Origin of the sequence: Streptomyces sp. NPDC058401, assembly GCF_042722885.1 — a bacterium.
Lineage (GTDB): Bacteria > Actinomycetota > Actinomycetes > Streptomycetales > Streptomycetaceae > Streptomyces.
The window spans coordinates 1-23,848 of the sequence record NZ_JBHXKA010000021.1; the positions used below are offsets into that span (position 1 = coordinate 1).

Consider the following 23,848-nt stretch of genomic DNA (forward strand, 5'->3'; position numbering starts at 1 on the left):
ATGCGCGGTGTGTCAGGGACTTCAGCTGACGCGGTGCGCCGCGAACGACTTGTCGACGACGATCTCGAGCAGGTTCTTCACAGTCGGACACCTCCCTTCCGATGTCTCGGGACGCGCAATGCGCGGTGTGTCAGGGACTTCAGCTGACGCGGTGCGCCGCGAACGACTTGTCGACGACGATCTCGAGCAGGTTCTTCACAGTCGGACACCTCCTTCCTTGTTCTCGATCCGGATCGATGCGCCGTCGGATACGGCGGCACCGCTCTCGACGAGCCGCGTCACCGCGGCGTCGAGGAGTTCTTGGGGAACGGCCTGGGGGAAGGTGTCCTGCACCGTGGTGAACAGCTCTTCGCGGGAGCGCCCGTCCAGGGCCGCCCACACGCGCACCATGGCCTCCGTCACGCGGTAGCCGATGTCCGGGCCGGACATCCCCCACGAGTCGCAGAAGCGAACGGGGGTCACCCAGGGGCTGCGCACCGGACCGCCCGCGGCACGGCGGTCGGTGAACCCGGGGACCCGTTCGAGCGGGGCGTCCCAGCCGCCGAGGAGGGCGTGGGCCACGAGGTGCGAGACCAGCAGCAGCCGGCGGACCACGATCTGCCGGGCGGTCTGCGCGCAGGCCAGGTCGGCGGGCTGGCGCAGGGACTCCCACACGTCGTCCAGTACCTCGCCCAGCGCCGCGGAGCGGGCCGCGCGCCGCAGGTGGAACTTGCGGCCCAGGTACACGTCGCCGACGCCGCTCAGGACGCACTCCAGGGAGAGCTCCACCGCGATCAGCGAGGTCTGCAGCGCCGTGAGCGTGTCGCCCACCTGCAGTGCCCCCAGCGCGTCCTCGGCGTAGCTGTTGAGCTGGTAGGCGCTGCGGTTCATGAGGACCCGCCGGATCGTCGACCGGGCCTGCTCGGCTTCCGGCACGCCGCTGCCGTTGTCGGCCAGCACGGTGCCGATCGAGAACCGCACGGCGCGCTGGAGCTCCACATCGCTCAGACCGGTCTGCCACCGGTCGGTCGCGGTGTCGGTGTAGCCGCGGCAGATCCGCACGATGCGGTCGAGCTCCGCGTGTGACACCGGCGTCAGCTGGACGACGAACCCGTCGCGTTCGTACGACACTTCGGGGCGGGGGGCGTCGTCGGTCGTCGCCACGTAGAGGTCGATGTCCGACAGGCCGTGGCCCAGGCCCGCGGCCAGCGATCCGCTGACGAAGGCGAGCCGGACGTTGTCCCGGCCCACCGCTTCGTCCAGCACGGTTCGTGCCGCGGCCAGGTGGGCCTCGCTCAGGTGGACGTCCGGCACTGCCCGGACCGCGTTCCCCCGGGGTGTCTCCGCGCTCGTCGCGTCCCGCTCCGCCGTCTGCATCTCGCGTCCCTTCCCTGCCCGTTTCCGCCCCCGCCGTGTGTGGCCGGGGCATGAACCGAACAGTAGGAACGGGCGATCCACAGCCCGTATTCACTCGATATACGGGGGCGTGTATCGCCGGACCGGCGCGCTCGCGGCGCGCAGCCACGGGGACGGGACAGCGGGGCGGCGAGTCGGCGAGTCCGCCGGGAACGCCCGAAAGCCGCCACTGGTCAGCACGTTGTCGCGACCGTACGATGCGTGTGCCCGGTCGGACCGGGTGACAACTGAATTGCCGTGTGGCCAGGGGGAAGCCGGTGTGAATCCGGCGCTGACCTGCAACCGTGTGGGGCGCCTGCGCGCCCCGAGTCGGATAGCCCGCCATGCGGCTCGTACCGCCTCCCACTGTCACGGACTGCAGCGCGGAGCCTTGAGTCGCCGACTCGCCACAGCCTGTTCCCGCCGCATCGGGGAACGGTGCTGCAGGGCGATGCCGCAGCGGAGGGGCCCGGCTGCGCCGGCCCTGCCCGAAAGGCAACCCATGCGCCCGAACCTCGTCCGTCGCTCCCTCGTCACGACGGCCGCCCTGGGGCTCGCGCTCGCCACCGCGCCCGCCGTCGCCCACGCCAAGCCGGCACCGCACACGAACGCCCCGGTCAAGGTCAGCCTCACGGTGCAGGGCCCGGGCGGCCTGCTGTTCAAGGGGAAGATAAAGACCAAGGGGCACGACGTGACCACCCCCACCGGCGGGACGCACCCGTGCGACGGGACGAACGGCGGCGCCAACCCGAGCGCCGTGCCCACGCCGACGGCCGCGCTGGACGACGCCGCGAAGAAGAAGCACTTCACCTGGGACGGCGCCTGGTACGCCTCGTTCAGCGACTTCTCGGTGGACACGATCAAGAACGTCAGCGGTGGCGGCGTCGCCTACTGGAGCATCTCCGTCAACGGCACGCCGACCCCGGTCGGCGGCTGCCAGTTCAAGCTGAAGGCCGGCGACCAGGTCACCTACACCTGGACCTCCTTCTAGCAGGCGGCTTCCAGTGCCGTGACCGGCACGCACGGTGGGGGTGCGGCGACACCACTCGCCACACCCCCACCGTCCCTGGTCGCCTCCGGCGCACCCTCATGGCCGGAGGTCTGCCGGGCCCCTCAGACCCGGCCGTACATGTGGAACCCGCAGCCGGTCTTGCGGCCCAGCAGCCCCGCCTGCACCATCCGCCGGAGCAGCGGGGTCGCTACGGGGGCGTTCACGCTGTCACCCGCAGGGCGTGGGAGGTGCGGCGGACGAGGTGGCGGACGAGGTGGCGGGTGTAGGCCTCGGGGGTGAAGAAGGCCGGGAGTCGCACCGAGAGGGCGGTGTTCACGAAGATCTCCCTGGCTTCGAGGGGGCGTGCCCGCGGGTCCTCGGCCTCCAGGGCCGCGCATTCGGCGTCGAGGAGGTCGATGACCGTGCCCCGGTCCACGCGGTCGTGGCGGAGCCACTGCCAGATCTGGACGCGGGCGATCTCGGCGGTCGCGGCGTCCTCCATCAGGCCGTTCAGGGCCACGGCCCCGCTGCCGCGCAGCCAGGCGTCGAAGTAGCGCAGCGCCACGGCCACGTTGGAGCGGACGCCCTCCGCGGTCGGCGGAGCGGCGATCCGGCGGACGGACAGCAGGTCGGCGGCCGTGACGTCGATGTCCTCGCGCGTCCGGTCCAGCTGGTGCGGCCGGTCCCCCAGGACGTTGTCGAAGACCGCGCGGCAGACGGGGACGAGCCCGGGATGGGCCACCCAGGATCCGTCGAACCCGTCCTCCGCCTCCCGCTCCTTGTCGAGGCGGACGCCTGCGAGCGCGGCGGAGTCGGCCGCGGTGTCCTTGCTCGGGACCTGGGCCGCCATGCCGCCGATGGCGTGGGCTCCGCGCCGGTGGCAGGTGCGGACGAGCAGGTCGGTGTAGGCCCGCATGAAGGGGGCCGTCATGGTGACGGCGGCCCGGTCGGGGAGCTGGAAGTCGGTGCGGTGGCCGAAGGTCTTGATGAGGCTGAAGAGGTAGTCCCAGCGGCCCGCGTTCAAGCCGGCGCTGTGTTCGCGCAGTTCGTGGAGGATCTCCTCCATCTCGAAGGCGGCCGTGACCGTCTCGATCAGGACGGTGGCCCGTACGGTGCCGCGCGGTATGCCGAGCAGGTCCTGGGCGAGGACGAACACGTCGTTCCACAGCCGTGCTTCGTACGCGTTCTCCAGCTTGGGGAGGTAGAAGTACGGGCCGTGTCCGGCGTCGATCTGCCGCTGGGCGCAGTGGAAGAAGTACAGGCCGAAGTCGACGAGCGAGGCCGGGACGGGCCGGCCGTCGATCTCCAGGTGCTCCTCGGTGAGGTGCCAGCCGCGCGGGCGGACCATGATCGTGGCGAGGTTCTCGCCGAGGCGGTACTCCTTGCCCTGCGCCGTGGTGAAGTCGATGCGCCGCTCGATGGCGTCGAGCAGGTTCAGCTGGCCGCCTATGACGTTGTCCCAGGTGGGCGCGGTGGCGTCTTCGAAGTCCGCCATCCACACGCGGGCGCCGGAGTTCAGGGCGTTGACCGTCATACGGCGTTCGGGCGGCCCGGTGATCTCCACCCGGCGGTCGGTGAGCCCTGGAGCCCGGGGCGCGACGCGCCAGTGGGGGTCGTCCCGGACGGCTCGTGTGGCGAGGGGGAAGACGAGCTGCTTCCCGTCGGCCAGGTGGGCGGAGCGGCGGCGCCGCTCCTTGAGGATGTCCAGGCGCCGGTCGGCGAACGCCGCGTCGAGCCGGCCGATGAACTCCAGGGCCGGGGGCGTCAGGATCTCCTCGTGCCGCTCGCCCGGCACACCGAGGACCTGGACGCTTCTGATCAGGGGCTTGAGTGACATGCGGATCTTCTCCTCGGCGTGGGGCGGGCTCAGTGGAACTGCTCTTCCTCGGTGGAGCCGGCGAGTGCGGTCGTGGAGGAGGCGGGGTTGACGGCGGTGGAGACGAGGTCGAAGTAGCCCGTGCCGACCTCGCGCTGGTGCCTGACCGCGGTGAAGCCCTGGGCCTGGGCGGCGAACTCCCGCTCCTGCAGGTCCACGTAGGCGGTCATGCCGTGCTCGGCGTAGCCGCGGGCCAGGTCGAACATGCCGTGGTTGAGGGAGTGGAAGCCTGCCAGGGTGATGAACTGGAAGCGGTAGCCCATCGCGCCCAGCTCGCGCTGGAACTTGGCGATCTGGTCGTCGTCCAGCGCGGCCTTCCAGTTGAAGGACGGCGAGCAGTTGTAGGCCAGCATCCGGTCCGGGTACCGCGCGTGGATCGCCTCGGCGAACTCGCGGGCCTGGGCGAGGTCCGGGGTGCCGGTCTCGACCCAGATCAGGTCGGCGTACGGGGCGTAGGCGAGACCGCGGGCGATCACCGGTGCCATGCCGTTCCGCACGCGGTGGAAGCCCTCGGCCGTGCGCTCGCCGGTCACGAACGGGGCGTCGCGCTCGTCGACGTCGCTGGTGATCAGGTTCGCCGCCAGGGCGTCGGTGCGGGCGATGATCAGGGTCGGCGTGTCGGCGATGTCGGCGGCGAGGCGTGCCGCGTTGAGGGTGCGGATGTGCTGCGCGGTCGGGACGAGGACCTTGCCGCCGAGGTGGCCGCACTTCTTCTCCGAGGCGAGCTGGTCCTCGTAGTGGATGCCGGCGGCGCCGGCCGCGATCATCGCCTTGGTCAGTTCGAAGGCGTTCAGCGGTCCGCCGAAGCCGGCCTCGGCGTCCGCGACGATCGGCGCCAGCCAGTCCGTACGGTCGTGGCCGCCTTCGGCGGTGGCGATCTGGTCGGCGCGCAGCAGCGCGTTGTTGATCCGGCGGACCACCTGGGGAACGGAGTTGACCGGGTAGAGGCTCTGGTCGGGGTAGGTGTGCCCGGCCTGGTTGGCGTCGGCGGCCACCTGCCAGCCGGACAGGTAGATCGCCTGCAGGCCGGCCCGTACCTGCTGGACGGCCTGGCCGCCGGTCAGGGCGCCCAGTGCGTGGATGTAGTCCTGCTCGTGGAGCTGTCGCCACAGGCGCTCCGCGCCCCGCCGGGCCAGGGTGTGCTCCTCGCGCACGCTGCCCGCCAGCCGGACCACGTCCTCGGCGGTGTAGGTCCGCTCGATGCCCGCCCACCGCGGGTCGTCCGCCCACCGCCGGCGCAGCTGCTCGGCCGCCGCCGTCGTCGTCTTCGTCGTCTTCGTCGTCTTCGTGTTCGCCTCTGCCATGACCGTCACCGTTTTCATCCGTCGCTTGTCTTGCCAATGCGCCGCGCACGAACCCGATCACTGGCACCAAGTGCCTGAGTGTGACCGGATCGCCGATATCAGGGCATGAATCGGCGATCCGGAGTTCGTTCCCCCACACCGGTTCCTGGCTGCGGTTCCGGCTGGGTGCAGGACCGACTCTGGCATTGGCACTGGGTGCCATCAAGGTGGGACGACTGCCAAGGTCTGCGAATCTTCGAGGCCGGATCTGCCAAGGTTGCGAAGGCCCGGAGCGAGCGAAGGCCTTCTATGCTGACGGGGCCCGTCCGACGGTGGAGGAGTCCGGTGAGCAAGACGTACGCGGGAACGCGGCTGCGCAGGCTGCGCGAGGAGCGCCGCATGACCCAGGCCGATCTGGCCCGGGTCCTGGGCATTTCACCCAGCTACCTCAACCAGATGGAGCACGATTCGCGCCCGCTCACCGTCCCGGTACTGCTGCGGCTGACCGAGGCGTTCGGGGTGGATCCCGGCTTCTTCTCGGAGCGTGACACCAGCCGCATGGTGGCCGACCTGCGCGAGGCCCTCGCCGAGCAGGTGGCCGAGGCCCGGGTGTCCCCTTCGGACCTGGCGGAGCTGGCCACCCGGATGCCGGCCGTGGCCTCGGTGCTGCTGGACCTCGGCCGCCGGAGCCAGCTGCTGGCGGAGCGGCTCGCCGACGCCGCCGACGGGCGCGATTCGGTGGAGGAGGCTCCGCGTTCGCCCCACGAGGAGATCCGCGAGTTCTTCTACCGGCGGCAGAACTACCTCCACGAAGCCGACCTCGCCGCCGAGGAGTTGGCCCGCGCGATCGGCATCCGCCCCGGGGACGTCATCCGCGCACTGACCCAGCGGCTCGCCGACCGCCACGGGATCCGCATCTGCGCGGACTCCGACCGGCTGCACCACTACGACACCGCCGCGCGGGTGCTCCACCTGTCGAACCGGCTCCGCCCGGGCCAGCAGGCCTTCCGGATGGCCACCCAGCTCGCCCTGGTCGAGTACGGGGACGGACTCGACCGGCTGGCCACCGAGGACTTCCCGCCCGGCTCCCCCACGCACGCCCTGGCGCGGATCGGCATCGCGAACTACTTCGCGGCCGCCCTGATCCTCCCGTACACGGCTTTCCACACCGCGGCGGAGGAGTTCCGGTACGACATCGAGCGGCTCACCGACCACTTCGGCATCGGCTACGAGACGGTCTGTCATCGCCTGAGCACCCTGCAACGTTCCAGGCTGCGCGGTGTGCCCTTCTCCTTCGTCCGGGTCGACCGCGCCGGGAACATGTCCAAGCGGCAGTCCGCCACCGGGTTCCACTTCTCCCGCGCGGGCGGCACCTGCCCGCTGTGGAACGTGTACGAGGCCTTCGCGGCGCCCGGCCGCATCCACGTACAGGTCGCGGCCATGCCGGACGGGCAGCGGTACCTGTGGACGGCCCGCGCCGTCACCCGGCACCGCGGCGGCTGGGGCGAGCCCGGCAAGACCTTCGCCATCGGCCTGGGTTGCGAGATCCGGCACGCCTCCCGGCTCGTGTACGCGGACGGGCTCGACCTCGACAACAGGTCGGCGGCGACCCCCATCGGCATGGGCTGCCGCCTCTGCGAACGCCTCGACTGTCCCCAGCGGGCGGTCCCGCCGCTCGGCCGGGCCCTGGCCGTGGACGAGAACAGCAGCACCTTCGTCCCGTACCCGGTGGTGGGCCCTCCCGCCCCTGCCCCCGACCGCGGCTCCGTCCCCGTCCCTGCCCCCGTCCCTGCCCACGGCCCCGCCCCCGCCCGCGACTGACCACGGCCGCGGCCCCGCCGCTCACTCCTCCATGCGGCGGGCCTCGGCCGTGGTCACGGGCTCACCCGCCCGAACCCCGTGCAGGACATGGGCGAGCACCTCGGCTCCGCGCACCACTCTGGGCCCGGGGCGGTTGAAGTAGGCGGGCCCGTCCAGGACCCAGACCTCCCCCGCCCGTACGGCGGGGAGCTCGTGCCAGCCGGGAAGGGAGGTCAGCAGGTCCCGTTCGCGGAGCGTGCGCTCGGGCGGGAAGCCGCAGGGCAGGAGCAGGAGCACGTCGGGGCGGGCGGCACGGACCGCTTCCCAGGTCATCGGCTTCGTGTGCTCCCCCGGCGCCGCGAGCAGCGGTTCGCCCCCGGCACACGTGATCTGTTCGGGCACCCAGTGGCCGGCGGGCCACAGCGGGTCGAGCCATTCGACGGCCACGACCCGGGGCCGGGCCCGCCCCGCCGTCAGCCCGCGCACCTCGTCGAGCCGGGCGCGCAGTTCCGTCCGCCGGCGTTCCGCCCGCTCCCGTACGCCGAGCAGGTCCCCGACGGTGACCAGGCAGTCCAGTACGTCGTCCAGGGTGCGCGGCTCCAGGCTGAGCACGCGGGCTCCACCGTGGAGTACGCGCACCGCGCGCGAGACTCCCTCGTAGGACACGGCGCAGACGTCGCACAGGTCCTGGGTGAGGACGAGGTCCGGGGCGAGGGCGGCGAGCGCCGCGGTGTCCAGGGTGTAGAGGGAGGAGCCGGAGTGGGCGGCCCCGCCCACGGCTTCGGAGATCTCCCGGCTGCTGAGCTCCTCGGCGGCGAACTCGGCCCGGGTGACCACGGGTACGGAGGCGACCGCCGCGGGCGGCCAGTCGCATTCGTGGGTGCGTCCGACCAGGTCGGCGGCGAGACCGAGCTCCGCCACGATGTCGGTGGCCGCCGGGAGCAGGGAGACGATGCGCATGCACCGACTGTAGGCGCGCGGGCGGCGGGTCTGGACTTACTAGGACGTCCAACTATATGTTCGTGCCCATAAGGTCCGCGGTGCAGGGAAGCCGGTGAAAAACCGGCACGGTCCCGCCACTGTGACCGGGGAGTGTGCTGCCATCCACACGCCACCGACGAGGGCTGTCGGGAAGGCGGGCGCCGCGCGGTGATCCGGGAGTCAGGATACCGGCCGCGGATGTTCCGTGTTGTCCACGAGGATGGAGCAGACACGCATGGCACCGGTTTGTACCCACGACCCTGGTGATCTGGCGGAGCACGCGCACACCCTTTCCGCGCGCTCGTAGTCCCACGACGTTTCCCTCGCGGCGCACCCCCACCGGGTCCGTCCGCGGTCACGTCGTGCCATCCCGGATCCAACCTGACGAGAGCAGGCATCCATGGTCCGCGAACTCACCCATTTCATCGGCGGAAACCACACCACCGGCGCGTCCGGCCTCTTCGCCGACGTGTACGACCCCAACACCGGAGCGGTGCAGGCCCGCGTCCCGCTCGCCGGGCGCGCCGACACCGAGGCCGCCATCACCAACGCCCAGGAAGCGCAGGTGGACTGGGCGCAGTGGAACCCGCAGCGTCGGGCCCGCGTCCTGCTGCGCTTCCTCCAACTGGTCGAAGGGGAGCGGGAGTCGCTCGCCCGGCTGCTGTCCGCCGAGCACGGCAAGACCGTGGCCGACGCCCATGGTGACCTGCAACGCGGCCTGGAGGTGGTCGAGTTCGCCGCCGGGATCCCGCACCTGCTCAAGGGGGAGTTCACCGACAACGCGAGCACGGGCATCGACGTGCACTCGCTGCGCTCGCCGCTGGGCGTCGTCGCCGGGATCACCCCCTTCAACTTCCCCGCCATGATCCCCCTCTGGCAGGCCGCCCCCGCCCTGGCCTGCGGAAACTCCTTCATCCTGAAGCCCTCCGAACGCGACCCGTCCGTACCGCTGCGGCTGGCCGAGCTGTTCCTGGAGGCGGGCCTGCCGGCCGGCGTGCTCAATGTCGTCAACGGCGGCAAGGAAGCCGTCGACACCCTCCTCGAAGACCCCCGCGTGCAGGCCCTCGGCTTCGTCGGATCGACCCCGATCGCCGCGTACGTCTACGCCACCGCCGCCGCTCACGGCAAGCGCGCCCAGTGCTTCGGCGGGGCCAAGAACCACATGGTCGTGATGCCCGACGCCGACCTGGACCAGGCCGTCGACGCGCTGATCGGCGCCGGATACGGCTCGGCCGGGGAACGCTGCATGGCCGTCTCCGTCGCCGTACCCGTCGGCGAGGAGACCGCCGATGCGCTGGTCGCCAGGTTGAAGGAGCGCATGGGCACCCTGCGCGTCGGCCGCTCCGACGATCCCGAGGCGGACTTCGGGCCGCTGGTCAGCCGCGACGCACTGGACCGGGTGGAGCGCTACGTCGGCATCGGGACGGTCGAGGGCGCCGAACTCGTGGTGGACGGACGGGGGTTCACCCTGCCCGGGCACGAGAACGGCTACTTCACCGGTCCCAGCCTCTTCGACCGCGTCACCCCACAGATGCGGATCTACCGCGAGGAGATCTTCGGCCCGGTGCTGAGCGTCGTACGGGCCGCCGACTACGAGGAGGCGCTGCGCCTGCCCACGGAGCACCCGTACGGCAACGGCGTGGCCATCTTCACCCGGGACGGCGACACCGCCCGCGATTTCACCCGCCGGGTGGGCGTCGGCATGGTCGGCGTCAACGTGCCGATCCCCATCCCCGTCGCCTACCACACCTTCGGCGGCTGGAAGCGGTCCGGCTTCGGCGACCTGAACCAGCACGGTCCCGACTCCATCCGCTTCTACACCCGGACCAAGACCGTGACCTCGCGCTGGCCCTCCGGGGCCAAGGAGGGCGCGAACTTCACCATCCCGACGACGGGATGAGCCCGGTGGCCACCCTGACCGAGGACCAGCTCGCCCTCGCCGAGGTCACCCTCGACTTCGCCCAGGAACAGCTCGCTCCGCACGCCGTCCTGTGGGACCGGACCAAGCACTTCCCGGTCGACGTCCTGCGCCGGGCCGCCGCGCTGGGGCTCGGCGGGGTCTACGTCCGCGAGGAGCACGGGGGTTCCGGGCTCAGCCGGAGCGACGGGGTCCTCGTCTTCGAGACCCTCGCCACCGGCTGCCCGTCCATCGCCGGGTACCTCTCCATCCACAACATGGTCGCCTGGATGATCGACCGCTACGGGGACCCGGCGCAGCGCGCACGATGGCTGCCCTCCCTGTGCACGGCCGAGGTCCTGGGCAGCTACTGCCTCACCGAGCCCGGGGCCGGATCGGACGCCGCCGCCCTGCGCACCCGCGCCGAGCGGGACGGCGACCACTACGTCCTGACCGGCGTCAAGCAGTTCATCTCCGGCGCCGGAGCCGCCGGCGTCTACGTGGTCATGGCGCGGACGGGCGAGTCCGGACCCGGCGGGATCTCGGCCTTCGTCGTCGAACGCGAAGACCCCGGCGTCTCGTTCGGACCCAACGAGGCGAAGATGGGCTGGAACGCGCAGCCCACCCGCCAGGTCGTCCTGGACGGCGTACGGATCCCCGCCGATCGCCGCCTCGGCGCCGAGGGCGACGGCTTCCGCATCGCCATGAACGGCCTCAACGGCGGGCGCCTCGGCATCGCCGCCTGCTCCCTCGGGGGCGCACAGAGCGCCCTGGACCGCAGCCTGTCCCACCTCGCGGACCGCGAGGCCTTCGGCGGCCGGCTCATCGACGCGCAGGCCCTCCAGTTCCGGCTGGCCGACATGGCCACCGAACTGGCCGCCGCCCGCGCCCTGCTCCGGCAGGCCGCGGAGGCCCTCGACGCGGGCGATCCGCTGGCCCCGCGCCTGTGCGCGATGGCCAAGCGGTTCGCCACCGACACCGGGTACGCGGTCGCCGACCGCGCCCTCCAACTCCACGGCGGCTACGGCTACCTCAGCGAGTACGGCATCGAGAAGATCGTGCGCGACCTGCGCGTCCACCAGATCCTGGAAGGCACCAACGAGGTCATGCGCGTCATCGTCGCGCGCGGACTGACGGAGACCCTGCGATGAACCACGCCTCCCCCGATGCATCCTCCGAAGAACCGGACCACGTCCTCCTGCGCACCGAAGGCCACGCGGCCTACATCACCCTCAACCGCCCGAAGGTCCTCAACGCCCTCACGCACCCCATGGCCCTGCGCATCGACCGGGCCCTCACCGCCTGGGAGCAGGACCCGGGCATCGAGACCGTCGTCATCGAGGGCGCCGGCGAACGCGGCCTCTGCGCGGGCGGCGACATCCGCGCGATCCACGAGGACGCCCGCACCGGCGGCGCGGCCTCCGCGGAGTTCTGGCGCGACGAGTACCGGCTCAACGCCCGCATCGCCCGCTACCCCAAGCCCTACGTCGCCCTCATGGACGGCATCGTGATGGGCGGCGGCGTCGGGATCTCCGCGCACGGGAGCGTCCGCATCGTCACCGAACGCTCCCGCATCGCCATGCCCGAGACCGGCATCGGCTTCGTCCCGGACGTCGGCGGCACCTACCTCCTCGCCCTCGCCCCGGGAGAACTCGGCACCCACCTCGCCCTGACGGGCTCGGCCGTCGGTGCGGCGGACGCCCTGGCGTGCGGGCTCGCCGACCACTTCGTCCCCTCGGCGGCCCTGTCCGCCCTGGGCCGCGACCTGGCCTCCGCGTCCGTGCACGCCGTACTGGAGCGGTACGTCGAACAGCCGCCGCCCGGCGAACTCCACGCCGCACGCGCGTGGATCGACCCCTGCTACGCCGCCGACACCGTCGAGGAGATCCTCGCGCGGCTGCGCGCATCGGACGCCCCCGCCGCGAAGGCCGCGGCGGACACGCTCCTGAAGAAGTCACCGACCGCCGTCAAGGTCACCCTGGCCGCGCTGCGCCGGGCCCGCGCGCTCGGCCCGTTGGAGCGGGTCCTGGAGCAGGAGTACCGCGTCTCCCTCGCCGCCCTCTCCTCCCCCGACCTCGTCGAGGGCATCCGCGCCCAGGTCATCGACAAGGACCGCGACCCGCACTGGTCCCCCGCCGTCCTGGAGGCCGTGGACCCGGCCGACGTCGAACGGTTCTTCGCCCCGCTCGGCGACCGCGAACTCCGCCTCGCCGCGTCCGCATCGTCCACGGAGGTCGCCTGGTGACCCGTACCGTCGCATTCATCGGACTCGGACACATGGGTGGTCCCATGGCCGCCAATCTGGTCGCGGCCGGCCACCGCGTCCTCGGCTTCGACCTCGTACCGGACCAGCTCGCCGCCGCGGCCACGGCCGGCGTCGAACCGGCCGCATCGGCGGCCGACGCTGCCGCACCCGCCGACGTGGTGATCACCATGCTCCCGGCCGGCCGCCACGTCCTCGCCCTGTACCGGGACGAGGGGCTGCTCGCCGCCGCCCGGCCCGGCACCTTGTTCGTCGACTGCTCCACGATCGACGTGGCCGATGCCCGCACCGCGCACGAGGCCGTCACGGCCGCCGGGCACCGGGCGCTCGACGCCCCGGTGTCCGGCGGGGTGGTCGGCGCCGAGGCGGGCACGCTCACCTTCATGGCGGGTGGCGGGGAGGCGGAGTTCGCCGCCGCCGAACCCCTCCTTGACGTCATGGGGAAGAAGGCCGTGCACTGCGGGGCAGCGGGCGCGGGGCAGGCCGCGAAGATCTGCAACAACATGATCCTCGCCGTCTCGATGATCGGTGTCAGCGAGGCCTTCGTCCTCGCCGAGAGCCTCGGCCTGGACCACCAGGCGCTCTACGACGTCGCCTCCACCGCCTCCGGCCAGTGCTGGGCGCTCACGGTCAACTGCCCCGTCCCCGGCCCGGTTCCGACGAGTCCCGCCAACCGCGAGTACCGGCCCGGCTTCGCCGCACCCCTCATGGCCAAGGATCTGGGCCTGGCCGCCAACGCCCTGCGGGCGGGCGGCGTGCACGCGCCGCTGGGTCTCAAGGCCGCCGAGCTGTACGCCGCGTTCGCCGCGGGACAGGGCGCCGGGCTGGACTTCTCCGCGATCGTCCGCACCCTCCGACCGCAGAACGGAGCATCCGCATGACCGCCCGTACGCCCTACGAGACCATCCTGCTCGAACGCAAGGGCCGGGTCGCCGTCATCACCCTCAACCGGCCGGAGGCCCTCAACGCCCTCAACCTGAAGGTCATGACCGAGGTGGTGGCGGCCGCCGAGGAGCTGGACCGGGACCCGGAGGTCGGCTGCATCCTCCTCACCGGCTCCGCGAAGGCCTTCGCCGCGGGCGCCGACATCAAGGAGATGCGGCCGCAGAGCTACATGGACATGTACCTCTCCGACTGGTTCACCGCCTGGGACCGGCTCGGCCAGGTCCGTACGCCGACGATCGCCGCGGTCTCCGGCTACGCGCTGGGCGGCGGCTGCGAGTTGGCGATGCTCTGCGACATCCTCCTCGCCGCCGACACCGCGAGGTTCGGGCAGCCCGAGATCAAGCTCGGGGTCATCCCCGGCATCGGCGGCTCGCAGCGGCTCACCCGCGCCGTCGGCAAGGCCAAGGCGATGGAACTCTGCCTGACGGGCCGCACCATGGGCGCCGAGGAGGCCGAGCAGGCCGGGCTCGTCTCCCGGATCGTCCCGGCGGGCGAGCTGCTCGCCGAGGCCCTGTCCGTGGCCGAGACCGTGGCCGGGATGTCGAAGCCGGTGGCGATGATGGCCAAGGAGGCCGTGAACCGCTCCTTCGAGACCACCCTCGCCGAAGGAGTCCGCTTCGAACGCCGCCTGTTCCACGCGGTGTTCGCCTCGGCCGACCAGAAGGAGGGCATGTCCGCCTTCGTGGACAAACGGCCTCCGCACTTCACCCACGGCTGAGCCGCCGACAGCCCGAAACGGGTGCGGGCCCCGCTGAGCCGGGGCCCGCACCCGCGGGGATCAGGCGCCCCAGCGCAGGGCGATCGTGTCGCCCACGTTGATCACCTTGTTGCGGGCGGCGCCGGCGAAGGCCGAGCCGTCGACGCTGACCTTCCAGGTGTCGGAGCCGCTGTTGGCCTTGCCGTTGACGTTGGTGATCGTGCCGGTGCCGGAGGACGGGGTGACCCCCGCGACACAGCCCGACGGGGTGGCGCCGGTGGTCGCGGCGTTCAGCACGTCGCCGAGGGTGGTGGTCGTCCCGGTCGGGGTGAAGGCCACCGAGCAGACCTTGAGGCCGCCGGCGCCGTCGTCGACGGTCAGGGCCAGCTTGGCGGCGGTGCCGGCGGTGAAGGCCGACTGGGCGACCCACTGCGGGGCACCCGGGGTGACGGGGGCCGGCGGGGCGGTGGTGAATCCGCCGCCGACGACGGCGCGCAGTGCGTCGATGGAGGCGTAGGCGGAGGGCGAGGTGTCGGCGGGCTTGTACTTGAATCCGCCCGCCGGGTTGTACTGGTTGGCGATCAGGAAGTCGATCGGGGTCTTGCCGTTGGCGGTGAGGAAGTCGCCGGTCTGCGGGTTGATGCCGCAGGCGTTCAGGCCCGCCACGCCCCAGCCGTTGGAGCTGGTGTTGACTCCGTACAGGGAGTTGAAGGCGCCGGTGGTGGCGGCCAGCTTGCCCTTGAGGAAGTTCTTGGCCTGCACGACGTCCGCGTCCGTGTTGGGGACGCCGGAGACGCAGAGGGCAGCCATCGCGGCGCCCGTCATGTCGACGTCGCCCGCGGAGTTGAGGACGGTGGGGTTGCCCTCGGCCTTGTTGTAGGTCCAACCGCCGTCCACGTGCTGGTTGGCGCGGATGCGGGTGACCATGGAGTCGGTGAGCGCCTGCGGGATGCGGTGGGCGCCGCCCTGGGTCTTGGCCCCGCGCAGCGAAAGGGCCGCGAAGACCGTGCCGTTGAAGTTTCCGGACGGGCCGAAGTAGCCCGCCTCGGCCGTCTGCCAGTAGGAGTAGACGTTCGCGACGAGGTTGCGCGAGGCCGAGACGCGGGCCGGGTCGATGCCTGCCGCGTAGGCGTTCAGGGTGCCGCGCTCGTAGTCGGTGACCACCGGAGAGGCCTGCGGCCAGGCCGCCGTGGAGAGCAGGTTGCGGTAGACCGTGCGGGCGTTCTTCGTGGTGTCGCCGCCCGGGTAGACGTCGACGACGGCCGTACCGGCGGCGGCGAAGGCGCTGAACGCCCATTCGTTGGACAGCCCGGACCCGGCGTACGAACCGTCCGCCGCCTGGAGCGACTTGAGGTAGGTGACGCCGTTCGTCTTGGACGTGGCGATCTGCGCCGGGCTGGAGGTCGCGGAGGCGGGCAGTGCGGTGAGGACGAGGGCGCCGAGCGCGGCGGGCACCGCGAGCGCGAGGCGGCGGGAGGTACGGGGACGGGACATGGCCTGCTCCTGGAATCGGCGAACGCCGGCCACCGCCTGAGCACGCCCGCACGTCACCGCACACGAGCACGGCCGGGGCATGGTCGGAGGGCCGCCGTCCGGAACGCGTGGTACGGCTTCCTGTAGTGCATCGCCGCTTGGGCATTCGGGCTCGGAACGGCCCCCGCCGTCCCACACCGCTGCGCGTCAGCTCCGGCTTCGCACCGGATTCCCCCACGTGGCAGCCCAGGACGCTACCGGAGTGATCAAGGCTCCGCCAGCCACCCGGAGGGCGGGCAGCCGCCGGACCCGCGCCGGTGCCCGGGTGAGCGCCCCGTGAGACTCACGCCACCTTGACGCGTCACCGACATCCGTGTTGCACTCCGGCTGATAACTGCTCAGTACCAGGGGAAGCCGGTCGAATTCCGGCGCTGACCCGCAACCGTAGGCCCGGGGCGTCCCGGGTGAGCCGGAATGCCTGGGGCTGGGTCACAAGTACGAAGAACGCCGTCGCGGACTGCGGTGTGGTCGTCGCAGCCTCCCCATGGCCCATGAGCCCTGCGGGGGCGCATCGCCACGTACCCGGCCGCCCGGCAGAGACGAGGGCCGCGGTGGGGACCGAACAGCAGGCGCAACGGCGTGCGGGAACGAGACGGCGGTTCCTCTCCCTCGTGACCGCGTCCTTCCTGACGCTCGGTGCGGGAGTGGCCTTCCTCACGGTTCCCACCTCCGCGAACGCCGATCCGATCGAGCAGTGCACGGCCACCAACGGCGCCGTCGTCGCCGTGGACTTCGGCCCCTTCGGCGGCAAGGTCGAGCGCGGCTGCGACACCACCCCCACCACCGGCTACGAGCTGCTGCACACCGGCGGCTTCACCACCGAGGGCACCGTCCACGACGGTGACGGATTCATCTGCCGGATAGGCAACGGCTCCTTCAACTCCGGTACGCAGTACCCCACTCCGGCCAAGGAGGACTGCGTCCTCACCCCGCAGGCCACCGCCTACTGGTCGTACTGGACCGCCTCCCCCGGCCAGAAGAGCTGGACCTACAGCTCGCTCGGCGCCATGTCCCGCACCCCGCAGCCCGGCGATGTGGACGCCTGGGTCTACGGCGGCACCGACGTCGGGGGCACCTCGGGCAGGCCCGGATTCTCCCCGGACGACGTGCGCGCCGGGGGAGGTTCCACCCCCGATCCGACCGTGCCGACGGCCCCGCCCACCGTGCCCGCGGGGTCGGTCGACGTCGCCGCGGCCGCCCGCTGGGTCACCGGGAAGCTGACGGACGGGGAGCGCGTCGTCGACGAGGGCGCCACCACCCCGAACCATTTCCTCACCACCGAGGCCGTGTTCGCCCTGAAGGCCGGCGATCCGCAGAGCCCGGCGGCCAAGAAGGTCGCGGGCTTCCTCGCCGCACCCGCGCAGACCGATGCGTACGCCTACCCGGCCGGCAAGGACAAGATCCCCGACGCCACCGCGGCCGCCCGGCTCGCGCTCGTCGCCGAGGCCACCGGCAAGGACCCCCGCGCCTTCGGCGGTCACGACCTGCTCGGCGACCTGCTGACGTACGTCTGCCCGCGCGACATCGGTGACGGCGAGAACATCGAAGGCTGCCTGACCAGGGGGGACTTCCGCACCACCGGCCAGTCCGAGGCCCAGGCCATGGCCGTCATCGCCCTGCTGAACGGAGGCGTGACACCGCCGGGGGACGCCGTGAACCGGCTGACCGGGCTCCAGTGCGAGGACGGCGGCTTCACCTCCATCCTCATCCGCGCCGGCGAATGGTGCGACAGCGACGCGAACTCCACCGGGCTGATCACGCTGGCCCTCAAGCGGGCCGGCGGTCACGACGCGGCCGTGCAGAAGGCCCGCGGCTGGCTCAAGAAGTCCCAGCTGGCGACCGGTGCTTGGCCCTCCGCCTCGTACCTGACGACCGGCAGCCCGGCCTCCACCGCCTGGGCCGCCCAGGCCCTGCGCGCCCTCGGCGACGGGGCCTTCGCGGACGCGGGCGTCTCCTGGCTCTCCCGGCACCAGTTCCCGGGGGCCGGTTTCGGCTTCGAGGAGGACGACACCGAATCGCGGCTGTTCGCGACCGCCCCGGCCGCCGTCGCGGGCGCCAAGAGCGATCTGGTGGCGCTGACCACGAAGAAGACCACCCCGCCGACGACGCCGCCCACCACGCCGCCGGTCACTCCCCCGGTGACCCCGCCCGTCACCCCTCCGGCCGGTGACGGGCCGGACCTGCGGAAGGGCTCGGCGTACCTCGCCGACCACAGCCGTCTGATCCAGGGCCGCTACTACGAGAGCGGCCCGGGCACCGGCTTCGCCGACTACGGCCTGACCATCGACGGCGCCTACGCACTCGCGGCCACCGGCCAGGACAACTCCGCGCTGCGGGGCATCGTCGACTTCCTCGACAAGGGCGGCAAGGACGGCAAGGGACGCACCATCAACGACTGGACGCTGATCGGCACCAAGTACGCCGGCGGCGGCTCCCTCGGCAAGACGGCCCTCCTCGCGGAAGCCGTGGGCCGCGACCCCCGCGACTTCGGCGGCCAGGACCTGCTCGCCGCGCTCGCCAAGGGCGTCTGCGCGGCGAAGAACGACACCCCCAAGCAGTGCGCGGCGAAGGGCAACTACGCCTACGCCACCTCCGTCTTCTCCCAGTCCCTCGGTGTCATCGCCCAGGTCCGCGCCGGCGAGACGGCCGCCGCGGCCGAACCGATCGCCTACCTCAAGAGCCTCCAGGAGCCCTCGGGCGCCTGGCCCAGCCTGATCGGCGAGGCCAGCCGGGCCGAGGTGGACTCCACCGCGATGGCGGCCATGGCCCTCGACCTGCTCCCCGACGCCGCCTCGCAGGAGGCCGTCGACCGGGCCGTCGCCTGGCTGGCCACCCAGCAGAAGGAGGACGGCGGTTTCCCCGGCGCATCCGGCAACTCCGTCAACTCCGCGGCCCTCGCGGTGCAGGGGATGTCCCTGGACGGCACGAAGCACGCGGACCGCATCGCCAAGGCCCGCAAGTTCCTCGTCTCCCAGCAGAACGGCGACGGCGGCTTCACCATCGCCAAGGGCGGCCAGCCCGGTTCCGACGTCCGGGCCTCCGCGCAGGCCGTCGGCGGCGCCACCGGCATCTCCTTCGGCCTGCTGACCCGCGACATGAGCGGCACCGGCCCGCAGCCCGTGCCCAGCACCTCGGTGCGGCCCTCCCCCTCCTCCTCCTCGCCCGTCATCGTGAGCCCGGGTGAGAGCGGGGGCGGCTCGGGCTCCGGCGGGAACGGCGGGGGCCTCGCCTCCACCGGCGCCCAGGTCGGCGGGCTCGGCGCGGCGGCCCTGCTGCTGACCCTCGGCGGCTGGGGCCTGACCCGCGCCGCGAAGCGCCGCCGCGCGGCCACCGGGGGCGAGGCGTGATCCGCGGCCGCGTCCTGCGTGCCCTGTCGCGTACGGCCGCCGCGCTCGGGCTGACGGTGGCGGCCCTCGCCGCCACCGCGGCCCCCGCCGGGGCCGCCCCGCTGCCCATCGGGCAGTGCACCACGTCCTCCGGGGCCGTCCTCGCCGTGGACTTCAGCCGCTGGGGCGGCCCGGTCTACCGCTCCTGCGGCTCCACGCCCACCACCGGTTACGAGCTCCTCAACCAGGGCGGCTGGGCCACCACCGGCACCGGCCACGACGGTCCCGCCTTCATCTGCCGCATCGGGTACAGCGGCTTCCAGGGCGGCAAGCAGTTCCCCACCCCGCAGCAGGACGACTGCGTGCTGACGCCTCCCGCCTCCGCCTACTGGTCGTACTGGCACGCCGACCCGGGCCGCAACACCTGGGAGTACAGCCAGCTCGGCGCCATGCTCTACAAGCCCGAGCCGGGCAGCGTGGACCTGTGGATCTTCGGCGGCACCGACATCGAGGGCACCGAGGGCAAGCCCACCGTCACCCCCGACCAGCTCCGGGCCAAGAACACCGAGCCGACCGGCGGACCCGCGCCCATGGACACCCGCACGGCGGCGCCCGTGCCGCCGACCGTCGGCACGGGTCCCAAGCCGGAGAACCCGCCCGAGCCCGACCCGCAGACGCCGACGCCCGGCCCCACCGCTCCGGAGAGCCCACCGGCCTCGCCGAGTCCCTCCGAGAGCGCCTCCCCGGCTCCCTCCCCCTCCCCCTCGGCCTCGTCGAGCGCGCCGGCGGCCGCCGCGTCCGCGCCGGGTCCCCGGGTCGTCGAGGCGGCCCCCGCCGCCGATGCCGCCCACGACGTGGGCTCGTACCTGCCCGCCGTCGCCACCGGAGCCCTGGTGCTCCTGATCGGTGGCGCCGCCGTGTACGCGGCCCGGCGCCGCCGTCGTGGTACGGAGTAGCCGCGTGTCCCGCACCACCCCCGTGGCCGCGGCCAAGCCGCCCGTGCCGCCCGTGTCCGCCGTCGCGCCGGACACGGGCGGCCGGCGGCTGCCCCGCACCCTGCATCCGGTCGCCTGGTGGATCTGGGCCCTCGCCCTGGCCACCGCCGTCAGCCGCACCAACAACCCGCTGCTGCTGTTCCTCGTCCTCGCCGTCCTCGGCTACGTCGTCACCATGCGGCGCACCGAGGCCCCCTGGGCCCGCGGGTTCGCCTACTACCTGTACCTGGCCCTCACCGTGGTCGCGATCCGGGTGCTGTTCCGCGCCGTCTTCGCCACCGGCATCACCCCCCGCGACCACTTCCTCTTCTCCCTGCCGCACATCCCCACACCCGACTGGTACGCGGGGATCCAGCTCGGCGGCCCCGTCTCGCTGGAGGCCCTGCTCTCCGCCGCCACCGACGGACTGCGGCTCGCCTGCATGCTGTGCTGCATCGGCGCCGCCAACACCCTCGCCAACCCCAAGCGCGCCCTGCGGGTCCTGCCCGGCGCCCTCTACGAACTGGGCGTCGCCGTCACCGTGTCCATCAGCGTCGCGCCCCAACTCGTCCAGAGCGTGCAGCGGGTGCACCGGGCCAGGCGGCTGCGGGCCGGCCGCGCCAAGGGGCTGCGCGCCCTGCGGGGCATCGTCGTACCGGTGCTCGAAGACGCCCTGGAGCGGTCGCTGCGCCTCGCCGCCGCCATGGATTCGCGCGGCTACGGCCGCGCGGGCACCGCCACCCGCCGTTCCCGGCGGCTGACCGGCGCCCTCATGCTGCTCGGCATGTGCGGCCTGTGCGCCGGGGCGTACGGACTGCTCGACGCCACCGCTCCGAAACTGCTGGGCCTGCCGTGCATGGGGGCCGGCGCCCTGCTGTGCTTCGCGGGGCTGCGTCTCGGCGGCCGGCGCATCACCCGGACCACCTACCGGCCGGACCCCTGGCGCGCGGCCGAATGGTCCGTGGCCGGCTGCGGGGTCCTCTCCGCGGTCCTCCTCTTCACCAACGTCGGCTTCAATGCCGCGGAACTCAACCCTTCGATCTACCCGCTCAGTTGGCCCACCCTGCCGCTCGTACCCGCCGCCGCGATCCTCCTCGCGGGTACCGCCGGCTTCCTGGCCCCGCCCCCGGCCCCGCCCGCCCGCGCGGTCGTCCCCGCCCAGCGCACCGAGGAATCCAAGTGATCACCTTCGACGAGGTCACCGTCCAGTACGACGACGCGGACGAACCGGTCCTGCGCGAGGTGAACCTCACCGTGGAGGAGGGCGAACTGTGCCTGGTCGTCGGCCACACGGGGGTCGGCAAGTCCACCCTCCTCGGCGCCGTCAACGGCCTCGTTCCGCACTTCACCGGCGGCACCCTCTTCGGCAGCGTCGTGGTCGACGGACGGAACACCGCGGCGCACCCTCCACGTGAACTCGCCGACGTGGTCGGCGTGGTGGGACAGGACCCGCTGGACGGGTTCGTGACCGACACGGTCGAGGAGGAACTCGCCTACGCGATGGAGCAGTTGGCGGTCCCGCCGGCCACCATGCGCAAGCGCGTCGAGGAGACCCTCGATCTCCTCGGCCTCGCCGACCTGCGCCACCGCGCCCTGCACGAGCTGTCCGGCGGCCAGCAGCAGCGCGTCGCGATCGGCTCCGTCCTGACCGCCCACCCCCGGGTCCTCGTCCTCGACGAGCCCACCTCGGCCCTGGACCCCACGGCCGCCGAGGAGGTCCTCGCCGCCGTCACCCGCCTCGTCCACGACCTCGGCGTCACCGTACTGCTCGCCGAACACCGCCTGGAGCGCGTGGTCCAGTACGCCGACCGCGTGATCCACCTCCCGGGCGACGGGCTCGTCGTATCGGGCACGCCCGCCGAGATCTTCCGTACCTCGTCCATCGCACCGCCCGTCGTGGAGCTCGGCCGCACGGCCGGCTGGTCCCCGCTGCCGCTCTCCATCCGCGACGCCCGGCGTGCGGCCGCCCCCTTGCGGGCCCGGCTGGCCGGCCGGACTCCCCCGCCGGTACGCCCCGCGCCGACGGCCGCCCATCCCGAACTCCTCACCGCGCGCGGGGTCACCGTGGCCTACCAGGGCGTCCCGGCCGTACGGGAGGTCGACCTCGTGCTCCACGGCGGTGAGGTCACCGCGCTCATGGGCCGCAACGGCTCCGGCAAGTCCTCGCTCCTCTGGGCGCTCCAGGGCTCGGGCCCCCGCAAGGCCGGCACCGTGGCCGTCGGCGATCCCGACGGCGGCACGAAGCCGCAGGACCCGCAGAAGCTGTCGGCCGCGCGGGCCCGGCAGCTCGTCGGTCTCGTCCCCCAGACCCCGACCGACCTCCTCTACCTCGAATCGGTCCGGCAGGAACTCGACCAGGCCGACGCCGAGTCCGGTGTCCCCGCGGACGGGATCCGGGCCCGCACCATCCTGGACCGGCTCGCGCCCGGCATTCCCGGCGCCACCCACCCCCGCGACCTCTCCGAGGGGCAGAAGCTCGCGCTGGTCCTCGCGATCCAGCTGACCGCCGCCCCGCGGGTGCTGCTCCTGGACGAGCCCACCCGCGGCCTCGACTACCGCGCCAAGAGCGAACTCATCCGCATCGTCGACGACCTGGCCGCGGAGGGCAGGGCCGTCGTGATCTCCACGCATGACGTCGAGTTCGTCGCCCGGGCCGCCGACCGCGTCGTGGTGATGGCCGAGGGGGACATCGTCGCGGACGGCCCCACCACCGAGGTCATCGTCGCCTCCCCCGTCTTCGCCCCGCAGACCGCGAAGATCCTCGCCCCGCTGCCCTTCCTCACCGTCGACCAGCTGGCCGCCGTGCTCCCCGCCGCCGACGGAACGGACCCGCACGCGTGAACACGTACGCCGCGGCCATCCGCATCCGCCCCCGGGCCGGCATCGTCATCACCATGGCGGCCTTCCTCGGGCTCATCGCGTTCTTCTGGCCCTTCCTCGTCGCACCTGGGAAGTTCGGCTCGAACTACGCTCCGCCCCTGATCTTCGGCGTCCTGCTCGTCATCGTGCTCTCCGTCGTCATCTCGGAGATCGCCGAGGGCGGCATCAACTCCAAGGCCCTGGCCATGCTGGGCGTCCTGTCGGCCGTCAATGCCGCCATCCGTCCCCTCGGCGCGGGCACCGCCGGCATCGAGACGGTCTTCTTCGTCCTCGTGCTGGCCGGGCGCGTCTACGGACCGGGTTTCGGCTTCACCCTGGGCTGTACGTCCCTCTTCGCCTCCGCCCTCATCACCGGCGGGGTCGGGCCCTGGATGCCGTACCAGATGTTCGGCTGCGCCTTCGTCGGCATGCTCGCCGGCTTCCTCCCCAAGGCCACCGGCCGCCGTGAGGTCGTGATGCTCGCGGTCTACGGATCGGTCTCGGGCTACCTCTTCGGCTTCCTCCTCAACCTCTCCTTCTGGCCCTTCTCCCTCGACCCCAACAGTTCCATCGCCTACCTCCCCGGCCTCCCCTTCACCGAGCAGTTCCAGCGCTACCTGGCCTTCGACCTGGCCACCTCACTCGGCTGGGACACCGGCCGCGCGGTCACCAACTTCCTCTGCGTCTGCCTCGCCGGCCCGGCCGTCCTCACGGTCTTCCGCCGGGCCGCCCGCAGGGCCCGCTTCCAGGCCGCCGTCCGCTTCGCACCGCGCACGCCCCCGGCCGGGCAGAGCCTCCCGGACCGACCGGGGTCCTGAAGCCCGACCGGGGTCCTGAAGCCCGACCGGCATCGACGCCGAGCGCCTCGATAACCAAGTTGCCCGGCCGATCTGCGATCTGGCACAGTCCGAACGGTCGCCCGAGTGCGGCGCAAAGGAACGGATCGGGGGGCATCCGTTCACCTGCGCCCGGACGACGCGGTGGCCCGGATGCCGAGCATCTCCGTACGCACCCGCCGGCGCCGAGGCAACCCGCCGCGGCCCCGGCGC

17 protein-coding genes and 4 riboswitches are annotated in these 23,848 nt (G+C 72.6%); of the genes, 12 read left to right on the top strand and 5 right to left on the bottom strand.

Features of this window, described 5'->3' with window-relative positions:
- Window positions 1-195: 195 nt before the first annotated feature.
- Entirely contained in the window at window positions 196-1,356 is a 1,161-nt protein-coding gene (locus ACFWNV_RS10620) for a hypothetical protein (RefSeq protein WP_383943644.1), read from the bottom strand.
- A gap of 240 nt (window positions 1,357-1,596) precedes the next feature.
- A riboswitch (cobalamin riboswitch) is annotated at window positions 1,597-1,736 on the top strand.
- A 140-nt stretch (window positions 1,737-1,876) separates the two neighbouring features.
- On the opposite strand from ACFWNV_RS10620, the gene ACFWNV_RS10625 reads away from it, so the two are divergent.
- A complete protein-coding gene (locus ACFWNV_RS10625; protein WP_383943647.1) occupies window positions 1,877-2,365 on the top strand; it encodes a DUF4430 domain-containing protein in 489 nt (162 codons plus the stop codon).
- Between the two features lie 220 nt (window positions 2,366-2,585).
- Here the strand turns inward: ACFWNV_RS10625 and aceB are convergent, their stop codons facing one another.
- Entirely contained in the window at window positions 2,586-4,202 is a 1,617-nt protein-coding gene (gene aceB, locus ACFWNV_RS10630) for a malate synthase A (protein WP_383943650.1), read from the bottom strand.
- 29 nt (window positions 4,203-4,231) lie between these two features.
- A complete protein-coding gene (gene aceA / locus ACFWNV_RS10635) occupies window positions 4,232-5,545 on the bottom strand; it encodes an isocitrate lyase (protein ID WP_383943653.1) in 1,314 nt (437 codons plus the stop codon).
- 324 nt (window positions 5,546-5,869) lie between these two features.
- Here aceA and ACFWNV_RS10640 point away from each other — a divergent pair, with 324 nt between their 5' ends.
- On the top strand, window positions 5,870-7,345 hold the full coding sequence (locus ACFWNV_RS10640) for a short-chain fatty acyl-CoA regulator family protein (protein ID WP_383943656.1): 1,476 nt from the start codon (window positions 5,870-5,872) through the stop codon (window positions 7,343-7,345).
- Window positions 7,346-7,366: 21 nt separating this feature from the next.
- Here ACFWNV_RS10640 and ACFWNV_RS10645 read toward each other — a convergent pair whose 3' ends face one another.
- Complete coding sequence (locus tag ACFWNV_RS10645; protein ID WP_383943659.1) at window positions 7,367-8,284, bottom strand: ABC transporter substrate-binding protein; 918 nt, start codon at window positions 8,282-8,284, stop codon at window positions 7,367-7,369.
- Between the two features lie 54 nt (window positions 8,285-8,338).
- Window positions 8,339-8,517, top strand: a riboswitch (cobalamin riboswitch).
- A gap of 188 nt (window positions 8,518-8,705) precedes the next feature.
- Between ACFWNV_RS10645 and ACFWNV_RS10650 the strand changes: the two genes are divergently transcribed.
- The 5 genes from ACFWNV_RS10650 to ACFWNV_RS10670 are packed head-to-tail and all read left to right on the top strand — an operon-like array spanning window position 8,706 to window position 14,128.
- On the top strand, window positions 8,706-10,205 hold the full coding sequence (locus ACFWNV_RS10650) for a CoA-acylating methylmalonate-semialdehyde dehydrogenase (protein WP_383943662.1): 1,500 nt from the start codon (window positions 8,706-8,708) through the stop codon (window positions 10,203-10,205).
- A complete protein-coding gene (locus tag ACFWNV_RS10655; protein ID WP_383943665.1) occupies window positions 10,202-11,353 on the top strand; it encodes an acyl-CoA dehydrogenase family protein in 1,152 nt (383 codons plus the stop codon). Before ACFWNV_RS10650 ends, ACFWNV_RS10655 begins: the two co-directional genes overlap by 4 nt.
- Entirely contained in the window at window positions 11,350-12,447 is a 1,098-nt protein-coding gene (locus ACFWNV_RS10660; RefSeq protein WP_383943668.1) for an enoyl-CoA hydratase/isomerase family protein, read from the top strand. Before ACFWNV_RS10655 ends, ACFWNV_RS10660 begins: the two co-directional genes overlap by 4 nt.
- Complete coding sequence (gene mmsB / locus ACFWNV_RS10665; protein ID WP_383943671.1) at window positions 12,444-13,346, top strand: 3-hydroxyisobutyrate dehydrogenase; 903 nt, start codon at window positions 12,444-12,446, stop codon at window positions 13,344-13,346. Before ACFWNV_RS10660 ends, mmsB begins: the two co-directional genes overlap by 4 nt.
- Window positions 13,343-14,128, top strand: coding sequence for an enoyl-CoA hydratase (locus ACFWNV_RS10670; protein ID WP_383943674.1), 786 nt, complete (start codon window positions 13,343-13,345; stop codon window positions 14,126-14,128). Before mmsB ends, ACFWNV_RS10670 begins: the two co-directional genes overlap by 4 nt.
- A gap of 60 nt (window positions 14,129-14,188) precedes the next feature.
- On the opposite strand, the gene ACFWNV_RS10675 is transcribed toward ACFWNV_RS10670, so the two are convergent.
- Window positions 14,189-15,601, bottom strand: a complete 1,413-nt coding sequence (locus ACFWNV_RS10675) for a hypothetical protein (protein ID WP_383943677.1) — start codon at window positions 15,599-15,601, stop codon at window positions 14,189-14,191.
- Between the two features lie 139 nt (window positions 15,602-15,740).
- Window positions 15,741-15,815, bottom strand: a riboswitch (cobalamin riboswitch).
- Between the two features lie 127 nt (window positions 15,816-15,942).
- Window positions 15,943-16,081: riboswitch (cobalamin riboswitch) on the top strand.
- Window positions 16,082-16,191: 110 nt separating this feature from the next.
- Here ACFWNV_RS10675 and ACFWNV_RS10680 point away from each other — a divergent pair.
- The 5 genes from ACFWNV_RS10680 to ACFWNV_RS10700 are packed head-to-tail and all read left to right on the top strand — an operon-like array spanning window position 16,192 to window position 23,617.
- Window positions 16,192-18,987 carry a prenyltransferase/squalene oxidase repeat-containing protein gene (locus ACFWNV_RS10680; protein WP_383943680.1) on the top strand — a complete coding sequence of 932 codons (2,796 nt, stop codon included), beginning with the start codon at window positions 16,192-16,194 and terminating at the stop codon, window positions 18,985-18,987.
- On the top strand, window positions 18,984-19,922 hold the full coding sequence (locus tag ACFWNV_RS10685) for a hypothetical protein (protein ID WP_383943683.1): 939 nt from the start codon (window positions 18,984-18,986) through the stop codon (window positions 19,920-19,922). Before ACFWNV_RS10680 ends, ACFWNV_RS10685 begins: the two co-directional genes overlap by 4 nt.
- 4 nt (window positions 19,923-19,926) lie before the next feature.
- Complete coding sequence (locus ACFWNV_RS10690) at window positions 19,927-21,123, top strand: energy-coupling factor transporter transmembrane component T (RefSeq protein WP_383943686.1); 1,197 nt, start codon at window positions 19,927-19,929, stop codon at window positions 21,121-21,123.
- Complete coding sequence (locus ACFWNV_RS10695; protein WP_383943688.1) at window positions 21,120-22,781, top strand: ABC transporter ATP-binding protein; 1,662 nt, start codon at window positions 21,120-21,122, stop codon at window positions 22,779-22,781. Before ACFWNV_RS10690 ends, ACFWNV_RS10695 begins: the two co-directional genes overlap by 4 nt.
- Window positions 22,778-23,617: an ECF transporter S component gene (locus tag ACFWNV_RS10700; protein ID WP_383943691.1), complete on the top strand. Its 840-nt coding sequence runs from the start codon at window positions 22,778-22,780 to the stop codon at window positions 23,615-23,617. Before ACFWNV_RS10695 ends, ACFWNV_RS10700 begins: the two co-directional genes overlap by 4 nt.
- The last annotated feature ends 231 nt before the right edge of the window (window positions 23,618-23,848 follow it).